Below are 13770 nucleotides of genomic sequence, written 5' to 3' on the forward strand. Positions count from 1 at the left end.
CTTTTGATTCGGGCCCGCGAAAATTTCCTGATCCATGACATGCTTCGCGTCCGCCCCAACCGGCGGGCGCGTTCTGCTGCGCGCGCCCTGCCGCACAAGGAGTGACTGATGCTGACCCTGACCTGTCCCTATTGCGGCATCGCCGCCGAGGAAACGGAACTTCATCCGGGTGGCGAGGCGCATCTGAAACGCTTCGGGCCCGGCTCGACCGATGCCGAGTTCGAGGCCTATCTGTTCGCGCGGAAGAACCCCAGGGGCGTGCATTTCGAACGCTGGCGCCATGCCTATGGGTGTGGGAAGTGGTTCCTGGCGGCACGCGATACCGTCACGCTTGAAGTCTTTGGCACCTACAAGGCGCAAACCTCTCATCCCACGGACGAGATCGTCGCCGCCATCCGCGCCAAGCGACCGGGCTGGATGCCCGACTGGACCAGCCCCAAGACCGAAACCTCGCCTGTCGAAAGCCTGACCGAATGAGCGACAACGGACCCTTCCGCCTGAACCGGGGCGGTCGCCTGATCGACCGCGCCTATCCGCTGCCCTTCCGCTTCGACGGCCGCCAGCTGCTCGGCCTGCGCGGGGACACGATCGCTTCGGCCTTGCTGGCCAATGGCCAGCTGATGATGGGGCGTTCCTTCAAGTATCACCGCCCGCGCGGTCCGATGGCATCCGGCGTCGAAGAGCCGAACGCGCTGCTGGGTCTGGGACAAGGTGGCCGGTTCGAGCCGAACCAGCGCGCGACGACGACCGCGCTGGTCGGTGGCATGGTCACGACCAGCCAGAACAGCTGGCCCACCCTGAACGTCGATATCGGTGCGGTGAACAGCTGGATGTACCGCTTTTTCCCGGCGGGCTTCTATTACAAGACCTTCATCCATCCGCGCCCGTTCTGGAAGCATGTGTTCGAGCCGGTGATCCGCCGCTCGGCCGGTTTGGGCAAGGCCCCGACCGAGGCCGATCCGGACACCTACGAACAGGCCTATGCCCATGCCGACCTGGTGGTCGTCGGGGGCGGGATCGCCGGGCTGAGCGCGGCGCGCGATGCCGCGGGGCAGGGCAAGTCGGTGATCGTGCTTGAACAGAACCCGCAGTGGGGCGGGCGCACGCCGACCGATCACGCGGACGGGCAATCCCGCGTCGATGCATTGCTGTCGGAACTGCGCGTGCTGCCGAATGTCACCCTGCGCCGTGGCACGATGGCGACCGGGCTATACGACCACGGCTATCTGATCGCGCGCGAGGCGCTGGCGGATCACGATCCGAATGCCGGACTGCCGCGCCAGCGCCTGTGGCGCATCCGTGCGGGTCACGTGATCGTCGCGACCGGCGCGCTGGAGCGTCCGCTGAGCTTTGCCGGCAACGACGTTCCCGGCGTGATGCTGGCTTCGGCCGCGCGCGATTTCATCGTCGATTACGGCGTGGCGCCGGGGCGGCGGATCCTGGTGGTGACGAATAACGACGATGCCTATCGCACCGCGCTGGCCGCGCTGGATGCGGGGCTTGAGGTTCCTGCCGTGATCGACACGCGCCCCGATCCGGTCGGCGCGCTGCCTGCCGCGGCGCGGGCCCGTGGCATCCGCATTCTGGCGGCCAGCGCCATTGCCGGGATCAAGGGCGGCCACGCGGTCGAGGCAGTCAAGATCTGCTCTCATGCCGGGTCGGGTCAGGTGTCCGAGGTGATCGCGTCGGATTGTGTCGCCATGTCCGGCGGCTGGTCTCCGGTCGTGCACTTGTGGAGCCATTGCGGCGGCAAGCTGAACTGGTCGGATGCACAGGCGATGTTCGCCCCCGACACCGCCCGCCCGCCGACCGGCGCGGATGGCAAGGCGATGGCCAGCCCGGTCGGGGCGGCAGCAGGCGACCTGCGCGTCGCGGCCTGCACCGGCGCGGCGGAAGAACGGCCCTTGATGCCGGTCTGGGTCATGCCGGTGAACGCCACCCGCAAGATGAAGTTCAAGATGTGGCTGGATTTCCAGAACGACGTGAAGGTCTCGGACGTCGAACTGGCTGCGCAGGAAGGTTATGAAAGCGTCGAGCATACCAAGCGCTATACCACGCTGGGCATGGCAACCGATCAGGGCAAGGTCAGCAATATCAACGGCCTCGCGGTGCTGTCGGCGGCGTTGAAGCAGCCGATCCCGGCCACCGGGACGACGACATTCCGCCCGCCCTATACGCCATTGACCCTTGGCACCATCGCGGCCGAAGGGCGGGGCGATCTGTTCCAGCCGCTGCGCAAGACGCCGATGCATGGCTGGCACGAGGCGCGCGGCGCACATTGGGAGCCGGTTGGCCATTGGCGGCGGCCCTATTGCTACCCCAAATCGGGCGAAAGCCATGCCGAGGCCGTGGCACGCGAAGTGCGCGCTGTGCGGGCCGGGGTCGGAACGCTTGACGCCTCGACCCTGGGCAAGATCGTCGTGAAGGGGCCGGATGCCGGGCGCTTCCTTGACATGATCTATACCGGCATGATGTCGACCCTGCCGGTGGGCAAGTGCCGCTATGGCCTGATCTGCAACGAGAACGGCTTCCTTGTCGACGATGGCGTGGTCGCGCGCCTGTCCGACGACAGCTGGCTGGTCCATACGACGACCGGCGGCGCGGACCGGATGCACGCCCATATGGAAGACTGGCTGCAATGCGAGTGGTGGGACTGGAAGGTCTATGCCGCCAACGTGACCGAGCAATGGGCCCAGGTCGCCGTGGTCGGTCCGCAGGCGCGCACCCTGCTGGAGCGGTTGGGTGGCATGGACCTGTCGGCCGAGGCGCTGCCCTTCATGGGTTGGGCCGAGGGTGAGATCGCGGGCATCCCCGCGCGCGTCTATCGCATCAGCTTCTCGGGCGAGCTGTCCTTTGAAGTCGCGGTGCCGGCCAAGCGGGGGCTGGAGCTTTGGGAAAAGCTGCATGCCGCCGGGGCCGACATGGGGATCACCCCCTATGGGACCGAGGCGATGCATGTCATGCGCGCCGAAAAGGGCTTCATCATGATCGGGGACGAAACCGACGGCACCGTGATCCCGCAGGATCTGGGGCTGGGCTGGGCGATCAGCAAGAAAAAGGACGACTATATCGGCAAGCGGGCGCAGGAACGCAGCTTCATGGCCTCGGCCGACCGCTGGAAGCTGGTCGGGCTGGAAAGCGTCGATGGCCGGATGTTGCCCGATGGGGTCTATGCCGTGGCCGAAGGCGTCAATGCGAACGGCCAGCGCAATGTGCAGGGCCGCGTCACTTCGACCTATGTCTCGCCGACGCTGGATCGGCCGATCGCGATGGGACTGGTCCGGCATGGACCGGACCGCATGGGCGAGGTGCTGGAATTCCCGGTCGCCGGGCAGGAAAGCTTCAAGGCGCGGATCGTCGATCCGGTCTTCTACGACAAGGAAGGGAGCCGCGCGAATGGCTGACGCATTGGCGGACATCAACGAGATCACCGGCTTGGGCATGATCCAGATCCGCGCCGACCAGAAGCGGCTGGGCAAAGCGCTGGCCAAGGCCGCGGGCCTGCCGCTGCCCGCCTCCGGCACGGCCAGCGCCAAGGGAACGCGCCGGCTGTGCTGGATGTCCCCCGACGAGTTGCTGCTGGTCCTGCCCGCTGCGGAAACCACCCAGGCGGTCGCGGCGCTGACCGGAGCGGTCGCGGACGAACATGCGCTGATCCTTGACGTCAGCGACATGCGCGTCGCCTTTGCGATCAGCGGTTCGCGCGCCGAGCAGGTGCTGATGAAGCTTTGCCCGACCGAGATCGCTGCCATGCCGGAAAACGGGATGCGCCGCACCCGTGCCGCGCAGGTCGCCTGCGGCATCTGGCGCGAAGGCGAAGGATTCGCGCTGGTCGGTTTCCGCTCAGTCGCGGATTATCTGCACGGGATCCTTGCCGGGGCGGCGCGCTCGGGCACCGCGCTTGATCCGCGCTGAGGCGTCTTCGCACTTGTGACGGCGCGCCAGCGGTCTATGGATAGGGGGATCACATTCCAGGGTCTGCCGATGCGCCGTCTGAAACATGTCCTGCCGCTTCTTGCCCTAGCCCTTGCCCTGAACATTGCCTTTCCGGCCCTGTCGCAGACGCCGCCACCGCGCCCGCCGCTGCGGGTGATGATGTGCGAGCTGGTCGACGAAAGCGGCACCGGCTGGGTGCCAGAGTTCCTGATGTTCACCCGCCCCTCGACCGGCGCGAATGCGGGCCGGATCGAGGTGTTCGACCCGATTCTGAAGGATCTTGTCCATCGCCCGATCCGGGCGGTGGTCACGGCGGACGATGGCCGCAGCCGCACCTATGGCTGGGCGCTGGCCCGCGTGCGCAACCATTCGGGGCAATATGCCGATCGGCTGGATTTTCGCCTGACGGTCGGCAAATCCGATGGCAGCGCCAGCATGGCGGTCAGCGCGCAGGGTTATCAGAACGTCATGCAGGGGCACGGCCATTGCGCTTCGCCGCAGGAATAGGGGCGGAACCCGCGCTGCGGGTCATGCGTTGCCCCGCCTGACGACAGGCCGCGCGACGGGGCTTTTCCCCGCGCCCCAGCTGTGTCAGAAACCTGTTCCGAACCTCTGGAAAGGAAATCGAAAATGGCCTTCACGCTTCCCGATCTTCCCTATGCCCACGACGCGCTTGCGGCGGGCGGCATGTCGAAAGAAACGCTCGAGTTTCACCACGACAAGCACCACAAGGCCTATGTCGACAAGCTCAACGAGCTGGTTTCGGGCACCGAGTGGGAAGGCAAGAGCCTTGAAGACATCGTCAAGGGCACCTACCAGTCCGGCGCAGTCGCGCAGAACGGTATCTTCAACAATGCCAGCCAGCATTGGAACCACGCCCAGTTCTGGGAAATGATGGGTCCGAATTCGGGTTCCATTCCGGGCGATCTGGAAAAGGCCCTGACCGAGTCCTTCGGTTCGGTCGCGGACTTCAAGAAGAAGTTCTCGGAAGCTGGCGTCGGCCAGTTCGGGTCGGGCTGGGCCTGGCTGGTGAAGGATGCGGATGGTTCGCTGAAGGTCACCAAGACCGAAAACGGCGTGAACCCGCTTTGCTTCGGCCAGACCGCGCTGCTGGGCTGCGACGTGTGGGAGCACAGCTACTATATCGACTTCCGCAATGCGCGCCCGAAATACCTGGAAAACTTCCTCGACAAGCTGGTGAACTGGGAAAACGTGGCCTCGCGCCTCTGATCCCCGCAGCACCCGAGACAGGGGCCCGCCAGACCGGCGGGCCTTTTGCGTTTCGCCCTTGTCCTTGCCCTGCGACGGGTTCATGTCCTGATCGCGCGCGCGAATGGAGACCGGAAGATGAGCGAACAGGCCAAGGGACTTATCGCCATGGTCGGGGTCTGCCTGATCTGGGGCCTGTCGCCGCTGTTCTATCACACGCTGGCCGCTGTTCCCGTGGCCGAGGTGCTGGCCCACCGCACCCTGTGGTCGCTGGTGCTGTTCCTGGGCATCCTGGGCTATCAGGGCCGCCTTTCCGAGTTCCGCGCGGCGCTGACCGGACCCTATTTCTGGCGGCTGGTCTTTGCGGCTGTCACTATTTCCGCCAACTGGGGGCTGTTCATCTGGGCTGTGCAGGCGGGGCATGTCGTGCAAAGCTCGCTGGGCTATTACATCTTTCCGCTTGTGGCGGTGGTGATGGGCATTGTCCTGTTCAAGGAACGGCTGACCGTGACCCAGGGCGTGGCCGTCGCGCTTGCGGCGCTGGCGGTGCTGATCCTGACCTGGGGACTTGGCGTCGCGCCCTGGATCAGCATCGGACTGGCTATCAGCTTCGGGCTTTACGGTGTCGCGAAGAAGGCACTGCCGATGGGCCCGGTCCTGTCCGTGGCCTGCGAGGTGGCGATCCTGACGCCGCTGGCCGCGCTGTGGCTGATCCTGCAGGCGACCGGCCTGATGCCCGCGGCGCTGCTGCAACCCGTCAGCTTCGGCACCCACCTTGGCGAGACCCTGCTGCTGGTATTTTCCGGCGTCGTCACCGCGGTTCCGCTGATCCTGTTCAGCTATGCCACCCGCCGGATCGGAATGGCGACGGTAGGGTTGATGCAATACCTGAATCCCACCCTGCAATTCTTTTGCGCGGTCGCCATCTTTGGCGAGACCTTCACCGGCTGGCACATGATCGCTTTCACGATGATCTGGACCGCGCTTGCGATCTATTCCGCCTCGGCGCTGGGGCTTGTTCCTGCGGCACTGCGCCGCCGGACGTGAACGCCATCCGCGCCTCGGCATTGGCAAACGCGCGCAAGCCCGTATAAAACAGCGCGAAAGCATACCGGGGGCGACATGGCCAATCAGAACGACAGCTTTATCGACGAGGTCACCGACGACCTGCGCCGCGACCGCCTTTTCACGGCATTCCGCCGTTTCGGCTGGATCGCGATCGCGCTGATCCTGGTGCTGGTCGCCGGATCGGCATGGCGGGAGTATTCCTCGGGTCAGGCTGAAAAAAGCGCGCGCGCCTGGGGCGATGCCGTCCTGGCGGCTCAGGATTCGCCCGATCGCGCCACGGCCCTTGCCGCCATCGACGCCAAGGGTTCGGGTGGTCGCAAGCTTCTGTCCGAGATGCTGGCGGCAGGTGCCGAGGCCGAGGCGGGTCAGGCCGACAAGGCGTCCGAGCGGCTTCTGGCCGCGGCCGAGGCGAATCCCCAGGATCCCTTGCTGCACGACCTTGCGCTGCTGAAGGCGGTGATGCTGGCGGGACCGACGATGGATGCGGCCAAGCGGGATGGCATCCTGTCGCAACTCTCCAAGCCCGGCGCGCCTTACGAACTGCTGGCGTTGGAGCAGAAGGCCGTGGCCCTGATCGGCGCCGGCCGCAGCGAGGATGCGACGATGCTCATCCGCCAGATCCAGCAAAAGGACGGGCTGTCCGAAGCCTTGCGGCGACGCCTGGCCGAGATGATGATCACCCTGGGCGCCGACCCCGAGGATGCGCAGGGTCCGGGTCCGCAGACCATGCCGATCGCGCCTTCCGAATGATCCGGCATCCTGCCGGGACGTGAACCTAGTGAAGACCAATACCAGGACGTGGCGGAATCGCCGCAATGAGGAGACAGCGATGACAAGGTTGCCCCTGATCGCCGCTTTGGCGGGGCTGACGGCCCTGACGGCTTGCGCCCCGCGGGACCAGGCCCTTCCGGGCGAGCGGCTGGACCCGCGCGCGGTGCTGTCGCCCGACGGCCCCGCCGTCGTGGGCAATCCCGGTCCGACCACCTCTGCGCTGTCCCTGCCGCCGGTGCGCGGCAATTCCGACTGGCCGCAGCGCGCGGGCAGCGCCACCCATGCCTCGGGCAACATGGCGCTGGGGGCCGGGACCACGCGGGTCTGGCAATCCCCCATCGGCGCACCGTCGGACCGTCGCCACCGCATCGTCGCCGATCCGGTGGTGGCGGGCGGGCTGGTCTTTACTTTGGACAGCCAGTCCAGCGTCACCGCGACCACCACGGGCGGCGGTCGTGCCTGGACTTCGAACCTGCGTCCCGCGGCGGAAAGCGATGTCAGCGTTTCCGGCGGCGGCGTCGCCTATGACGGCGGGCGGGTCTTTGTCACCACCGGCTATGGCGAGCTAGTGGCGCTGGATGCGCGCAGCGGCGGTATCCTGTGGCGCCAGCGCGTCGATGCCCCGATCAGTGGCGCGCCGACCGTGGCCAATGGCGTCGTCTATGTCGTCGGGCGCGATGCCTCGGGCTGGGCGGTCCGCGCGAGCGATGGCCGGGTGCTGTGGCGTGTGGCGGGCAATGACGCGATGGCCGGGGTCATGGGCGGGGGTTCGCCCGCTGTCTCGGGCGGAACGGTGGTCTTCCCCTATGCAACGGGCCAGCTGATCGGCGTCGATGCCAGCAATGGCAGCCAGACCTGGGCGGCGAATGTCGGCGGCTCGCGCCTTGGCCGCGCGATCACGCTGTTCCGCGACATGACGGGCGATCCGGTCATCTCGGGGAATACGGTCTTTGCCGGGACCAGCTCGGGCCGGGTCGGTGCCTATGACCTGGCAACCGGCGTCGCCAAATGGGAAGCCCCGGAAGGCGCGTCAAGCCCGGTGCTCGTCGCGGGCAACTCGATCTTCCTGGTGAACGACCAGGCGCAGCTTCTGCGGCTGGACATCGCGAATGGCGGAAGGGTCTGGGCGCAGAAGCTGCCCTATTTCACCAAGCAGATCGTGCGCAAGCAGGATAAGGTGTGGAATCACTATGGACCGGTTCTGGCAGGGAATCGCCTTTACCTTGCCGGCTCGGACGGATATCTGCGCGTCTTCGATCCTGCCACGGGTGCCCTGATCGGCCAGTCCGAGATACCGGGCGGCGCCGCGGCGGCACCGGCTGTCGCAGGCCAGACCCTTTACGTCGTCAGCAATGACGGCCAGTTGATTGCATACAGATGAGCTTTACCCTCGCCATCGTCGGGCGTCCGAATGTCGGCAAGTCCACGCTTTTCAACCGACTCGTCGGGAAACGGCTGGCGCTGGTCGATGACCAGCCCGGCGTGACCCGCGATCTGCGCGAGGGGCAGGGCAGGCTGGGCGACCTGCGCTTTATCGTCGTCGACTCGGCAGGGCTTGAGATTGCCGAGGATGACAGCCTTCAGGGCCGGATGCGCCGCCTGACCGAGCGCGCCGTGGACGAGGCCGATGTCTGCCTGTTCGTGATCGACGCCCGCGTCGGCGTGACTGCGGCGGACGAGTATTTCGCCGAGATCCTGCGCAAGCGGGCCAAGCATGTGATCCTTGCCGCCAACAAGGCCGAGGGTCGCGCTGGCGAATCCGGCGCGATGGAGGCCTATGCCCTGGGTCTAGGTGAGCCGTTGCGCCTGTCCGCCGAACATGGCGAGGGCATGGACGACCTGTATCGCGCGCTGCTGCCTTTGGCCGAGGTCTTCGAGGCCCAGAATATCCAACAGGCCCCCGAAACCGATGTCGACGTGTCCGAAGACGACGATGACGAGGCCGAGGATTGGCGGCCAAGTGCCGCGAAGCCCCTGCAGGTCGCCGTGATCGGCCGGCCGAATGCCGGGAAATCGACCCTCATCAACAAGATCCTGGGAGAGGATCGGCTTCTGACCGGGCCAGAGGCGGGGATCACCCGCGATTCGATCAGCGTCAGTACCGACTTCATGGGCACCCCGATCCGCATCTTCGACACTGCCGGGATGCGCAAGAAGGCGCGCGTGACCGACAAGGTCGAAAAGCTGTCGGTCGCCGACGGCCTGCGTGCCGTTCGCTTCGCCGAGGTCGTGGTGGTTCTTCTGGACGTGGGCATCCCGTTCGAGCAGCAGGACCTGCGCATCGCCGATTTCGCCGAGACTGAGGGCCGCGCCGTCGTCATCGCGGCGAACAAGTGGGATCTCGAGGAAGAAAAGCCGCAAAAGCTGAATGAACTGCGCGAGGCGTTCGAACGCCTGCTGCCGCAGCTGAAAGGTGCGCCGCTGGTCACCGTCTCGGCCCGGACGGGCAAGGGGCTGGACCGCCTGCACAACGCGATCCTGAAGGCGCATGAGGTCTGGAACCGCCGGGTGCCGACCGCCCGCCTGAACCAGTGGTTGTCGGCGATGACCGAGGCCCATCCGCCGCCCGCGCCGGGTGGCCGCCGCATCCGTCTGCGCTATATGACGCAGATCAAGACGCGGCCTCCGGCCTTTGTCGTCATGGCCACGCATACCGACAAGCTGCCCGACAGCTACCAGCGCTATCTGGTCAACGGCCTCAGGGCGGATTTCGACATGCCGGGCACGCCGATCCGCCTGACCTTCCGCGATCAGGGAACGAAGAACCCCTATCGGGACAAGGCGAACAAGATCAATCAGTCGGGCGCGCTGTCCAAGCACAAGGTCCGGCAGAAGCCCAAGGGCACCTGATTCCCTTCAGGTCGTGACCCGGACCATCGCCACGGCGATGATGGCGATCCCCAGGACGGCCATCATCGACAGGGCGGCCTGGGTCGCGACCGATCCGGCCGCCAGGCCGATCATTCCCCAGATCACCGCGATGCCATAGCTGATCGTCCGCCCCAGCCGCAGCTGGATGCTGACCGTCGCAAGCGCCGCGATGGTGATGCCCAGCACCGCGGCCACGTGGGGCGGAGCGCCAAGCTGGGTTTGCAGCAGGGTCGCAAAAAGCGCGCAGCCCGCCATTGTGGCCCATCCGGCGACAAAACTCAGCGAGGTGCTGTTGCTGGGCTCGGCCCCGGCATACGCGCCGCCCAGAGCTTCGCCCAGGATCCCCGCGACCATCAGCGCGCCCAGCAGGAACGCGCCGCCCGGTTGTTCCGCCAGAAGCCAGGGCCAGACGGCGCCTGCGACAAGCCCGATGACCAACAGCCCATGTTCGGCCTGTTTGCCGTCCGCGGGGGGCAGGGGGGGATCGTCATCGTCTTCGACCGCCCGGGTGCCCCGAGGACGCCACCCAAGCTGGCTCAAGGCATGATAAAGCACGGCAAGCCAACTGATCGTCAGAAGTGCCGCCATCGCCGGGATTCGCGGGCGCAGCAGCTGCGTGGCCAGATCGGGTGCCGCGGCGGGAGGCTCAAGCAATTCATCCAGCCCCGCATCGGACCGAAGGGGGCTGGGAAGGGCGGCCGCAACGGGCGGGCTGACAGGCTGCAGCGCATAGCCAAGCCCGCTGGCCACGAAAGCCAGGCTTGCAATAATCAGCAGGATTGCGCCGGCTTTCCTCATGCCGCCGAACGCGCGGCCTCGTGGCGCGGTTTCCTGCCCGGCGCGAATTATTGCCGGGCAGGCAGGATCAGGCCAGTCGCCCGTCCGAACCCAGCCGTGTCTTGCCGCCCAGATAGGGGTGCAGCGCCGCGGGCAACTCGACCGAGCCATCTTCCTGCTGGCCGTTTTCCAGCACCGCGATCAGAGTGCGGCCCACGGCAAGACCCGAGCCGTTCAGCGTATGGACGAATTCCGGCTTTCCGCCACCTTCCGGGCGATAGCGGGCGTTCATCCGCCGCGCCTGGAAATCGCCGCAATAGCTGACCGAGGAAATCTCGCGATACTTGCCCTGACCGGGAAGCCAGACTTCAAGGTCATGGGTGATGCGCGCGCCGAAACCCATGTCGCCGCCGCACAGCACCATGGTGCGATAGGGCAGGCCAAGACGTTCCAGAACTGCCTGCGCACAGCCGGTCATGCGGGCATGTTCTGCCAGCCCGTTTTCAGGGTCGGTGATCGAGACCATCTCGACCTTCTCGAACTGGTGTTGGCGCAGCATCCCGGCGGTGTCGCGCCCGGCGCTGCCCGCTTCTGAACGGAAGCACTGGCTGTGCGCGACCATGCGGCGGGGCAGGGTCGCGTGTTCGACCAGATCGCCATGGACGGTGTTCGTCAGCGTGACTTCCGAGGTCGGGATCAGCCAGTAACCCTCGCGCGTCTGATAGCTGTCCTCGCCGAATTTCGGCAGCTGGCCGGTGCCCTCCATCATCTCGGACAGCACGAGGACCGGGGTCCACGTTTCGGTCAGGCCATGTTCTTCCGAATGCAGGTCGATCATGAACTGGGCAAGCGCGCGGTGGATGCGCGCGACGCCCTGCTGCAGCACCACGAAGCGCGAGCCGGACAGCTTGGCCGCGGTTTCGAAATCCATGCCGGGCTTGACGCCCTCGATCTCGAAATGCTCACGCGGGGTGAACTCGAAATTGCGCGGATCTCCCCAGCGGCGGATTTCGACATTGTCGGCCTCATCCTTGCCGGGGGGAACACTCTCGACCGGAAGGTTCGGAATGCCCAGCAGCAATTCGCGCAGGCGCGCATCCAGCGCCGTCGCATCGGCCTGAAGGCGTGCGGTTTCTTCCTTCTTCGCGGCGACAAGGGCACGCAGGCGGTCGAACTCGGCGTCATCGCCGCGGCCCTTGGCGGCCCCGGCTTCCTTGCTGGCCCGGTTCTGTTCGGCCTGCGCGGCCTCGGCGGCGCTGATGCGGGAACGGCGATCGGCATCCAGCGACAGGATTTCGGACGAAACCGGCGACAGGTTGCGCAGGCTCAGGGCTGCGTCAAAGGCTGCGGGGTTTTCGCGAATGGCGCGGATGTCGTGCATGTCTGGCCCGTTCCTCGGATGGTGTACCGGGATGCAATAGCGCAAGCATGGGCCGGGCGGAAGCCTTCAGCCCCAGCGGCGCGCCTCGGCGATCATGTCATGGAGGACGGGAAAGAACTTGTCGGCACCGGGATAGCCCTCGAAACGGGTGACTTCCTGCCCGTCCAGAAGCAGGATGAAGCCCGGCGTCAGCCAGGGCATCCGCGCCAGCGCCAGTCCGTCCGGAAAGGGGCCGTCGACATCGACCATCAACAGGGGGGCGGCCCGGCCTTCGGGGTGGCGGGCATAGACGGGCGCGATCTCCTTGTCCCATTGCGCGCAATAGACGCAGCCCTTGCGGCGCACCATCAAAAGCTGCAGGTCGGCCTGACCTGCAAGGGCCTGGCGCGCGACAAGGCTGGCGCCCAGGGCAAGGCCGATGATGTTGCGTCGGCTGGGTTTGCTGGGATCCGGTTTCATGGCGGAAACCTAGTGCGCAGGACCGCCTCCGACAAGCGTAGCGTTTACATGGCTTTCGACTGCCCATATCCCGAAAGGGCGGGCAGGCATTCCCGCATCGCTTTCGCCACAGCGCCCGAGGCTTGAATGGACGAACTGACCGATCCCCTGCTGCGGGGCGACCGCCGCGCCCTGTCCCGCGCGATCACGCTGATCGAAAGCACCCGTGCCGACCACCGCGCCCGTTCGGTCCAGCTTCTGGCGGAACTGCCGCAGCGTCAGGCCCTGCGCATCGGGCTGTCGGGGACGCCGGGTGTCGGCAAGTCCAGCTTCATCGAAACCTTCGGCAAGATGCTGACCGGGCAGGGACTGAAGGTTGCCGTGCTGGCCGTCGATCCCAGTTCGGCGCGATCGGGCGGCTCGATCCTGGGCGACAAGACCCGGATGGAGACGCTGACCCGCGATCCGCTGGCCTTCATCCGTCCTTCGCCCTCGCGCGCCGAACTGGGCGGGGTCGCGCGCCGCACCCGCGCCACGGTCCGCCTGTGCGAGGCGGCGGGATTCGATGTCGTCCTGATCGAGACGGTGGGCGTCGGCCAGTCGGAAACGCTGGTGGCCGAGATGTCGGACCTGTTTGTCCTGCTGCTTGCACCCGCGGGCGGGGATGAGTTGCAGGGCGTCAAGCGCGGCATCATGGAGATCGCGGATCTGGTGCTGGTCAACAAGGCCGATGGCGACCTGCGCGCGACGGCCCTGCGGACGGTATCCGACTACGCCGGCGCGCTGCGCCTGCTGCGCCATCGCCCGCAGGACCCCGATGGGTATCCCCTTGCGCTGTCGGTCTCGGCCCTGACCGGAGAAGGGCTGACCGAGGCCTGGGGCCATATGCGCCACCTGTCCGAGTGGCGGCGGCAAAGCGGGCATTTCGACGCGCGCCGGGCCGAACAGGCGCGGCAATGGTTTCACGCCGAAATCCGCGCCGGCCTGCTTGCGCAGCTTGAACGCCCCGACATCATTGCCATCCTGCGCAAGACGGGCGATGACGTGGCCCAGGGCCAGCTTGATCCCGATCGCGCCGCGACATGGATGCTTGAGCAGCTTCGGAGCGCGAATCGCTTCGCCTGACACCGCGAAACACCAGCACCGGGCATGGCGACGATCCGCGAAAAATGCGCCGGATTCGCCGCGACGTCATGGCCGATGCCGCAAGAGTGGCAGGAAACGCTGGTGAAAAGGCTTGACGCGGGGCCGCTCAACCCGTATTTCCCCGCAGACAGATTTCCGGGCGCTGCCACGCGGCGCCCTTTCATATTGCGGGC

The 13770-nt window shown here is 66.4% G+C and carries 13 protein-coding genes; 10 read left to right on the forward strand and 3 right to left on the reverse strand.

Features of this window, described 5'->3' with window-relative positions; genetic code table 11:
• The first annotated feature begins 108 nt into the window (after nucleotides 1-108).
• The 9 genes from ACO2Q4_RS02100 (at nucleotide 109) to der (ending at nucleotide 9834) form a co-directional block, all read left to right on the forward strand.
• Nucleotides 109-477 carry a sarcosine oxidase subunit delta gene (locus tag ACO2Q4_RS02100; RefSeq protein WP_395134952.1) on the forward strand — a complete coding sequence of 123 codons (369 nt, stop codon included), beginning with the start codon at nucleotides 109-111 and terminating at the stop codon, nucleotides 475-477.
• The gene (locus tag ACO2Q4_RS02105; protein WP_423317005.1) at nucleotides 474-3404 is read left to right on the forward strand and encodes a sarcosine oxidase subunit alpha family protein; all 2931 of its coding nucleotides are present in this window, start codon (nucleotides 474-476) and stop codon (nucleotides 3402-3404) included. Before ACO2Q4_RS02100 ends, ACO2Q4_RS02105 begins: the two co-directional genes overlap by 4 nt.
• On the forward strand, nucleotides 3397-3915 hold the full coding sequence (locus ACO2Q4_RS02110; protein ID WP_423317007.1) for a sarcosine oxidase subunit gamma: 519 nt from the start codon (nucleotides 3397-3399) through the stop codon (nucleotides 3913-3915). Before ACO2Q4_RS02105 ends, ACO2Q4_RS02110 begins: the two co-directional genes overlap by 8 nt.
• 69 nt (nucleotides 3916-3984) lie before the next feature.
• Nucleotides 3985-4443, forward strand: a complete 459-nt coding sequence (locus ACO2Q4_RS02115; RefSeq protein ID WP_395134949.1) for a hypothetical protein — start codon at nucleotides 3985-3987, stop codon at nucleotides 4441-4443.
• 123 nt (nucleotides 4444-4566) lie between these two features.
• Entirely contained in the window at nucleotides 4567-5166 is a 600-nt protein-coding gene (locus tag ACO2Q4_RS02120) for a superoxide dismutase (protein ID WP_423317009.1), read from the forward strand.
• A gap of 117 nt (nucleotides 5167-5283) precedes the next feature.
• A complete protein-coding gene (gene rarD, locus ACO2Q4_RS02125) occupies nucleotides 5284-6192 on the forward strand; it encodes an EamA family transporter RarD (protein WP_395134948.1) in 909 nt (302 codons plus the stop codon).
• A 75-nt stretch (nucleotides 6193-6267) separates the two neighbouring features.
• Nucleotides 6268-6963 carry a tetratricopeptide repeat protein gene (locus tag ACO2Q4_RS02130; protein ID WP_311760635.1) on the forward strand — a complete coding sequence of 232 codons (696 nt, stop codon included), beginning with the start codon at nucleotides 6268-6270 and terminating at the stop codon, nucleotides 6961-6963.
• 79 nt (nucleotides 6964-7042) lie between these two features.
• Complete coding sequence (locus ACO2Q4_RS02135; protein ID WP_423317012.1) at nucleotides 7043-8365, forward strand: PQQ-binding-like beta-propeller repeat protein; 1323 nt, start codon at nucleotides 7043-7045, stop codon at nucleotides 8363-8365.
• On the forward strand, nucleotides 8362-9834 hold the full coding sequence (gene der / locus ACO2Q4_RS02140; protein ID WP_311760633.1) for a ribosome biogenesis GTPase Der: 1473 nt from the start codon (nucleotides 8362-8364) through the stop codon (nucleotides 9832-9834). The genes ACO2Q4_RS02135 and der overlap by 4 nt, the downstream gene beginning before the upstream one ends.
• Before the next feature lie 6 nt (nucleotides 9835-9840).
• Here der and ACO2Q4_RS02145 read toward each other — a convergent pair whose 3' ends face one another.
• The 3 genes from ACO2Q4_RS02145 to ACO2Q4_RS02155 form a co-directional block, all read right to left on the reverse strand.
• Nucleotides 9841-10653, reverse strand: coding sequence for a hypothetical protein (locus tag ACO2Q4_RS02145; RefSeq protein WP_423317015.1), 813 nt, complete (start codon nucleotides 10651-10653; stop codon nucleotides 9841-9843).
• Nucleotides 10654-10720: 67 nt separating this feature from the next.
• Nucleotides 10721-12013: a serine--tRNA ligase gene (gene serS, locus ACO2Q4_RS02150; RefSeq protein ID WP_311760631.1), complete on the reverse strand. Its 1293-nt coding sequence runs from the start codon at nucleotides 12011-12013 to the stop codon at nucleotides 10721-10723.
• A 66-nt stretch (nucleotides 12014-12079) separates the two neighbouring features.
• On the reverse strand, nucleotides 12080-12472 hold the full coding sequence (locus ACO2Q4_RS02155) for a SoxS protein (protein WP_423317017.1): 393 nt from the start codon (nucleotides 12470-12472) through the stop codon (nucleotides 12080-12082).
• Between the two features lie 126 nt (nucleotides 12473-12598).
• Here ACO2Q4_RS02155 and meaB point away from each other — a divergent pair, with 126 nt between their 5' ends.
• Nucleotides 12599-13576, forward strand: coding sequence for a methylmalonyl Co-A mutase-associated GTPase MeaB (meaB, locus tag ACO2Q4_RS02160; protein WP_423317019.1), 978 nt, complete (start codon nucleotides 12599-12601; stop codon nucleotides 13574-13576).
• The last annotated feature ends 194 nt before the right edge of the window (nucleotides 13577-13770 follow it).

It is taken from the genome of Paracoccus sp. KR1-242, from assembly GCF_049446195.1.
Classification (GTDB): Bacteria; Pseudomonadota; Alphaproteobacteria; order Rhodobacterales; family Rhodobacteraceae; genus Paracoccus; species Paracoccus broussonetiae.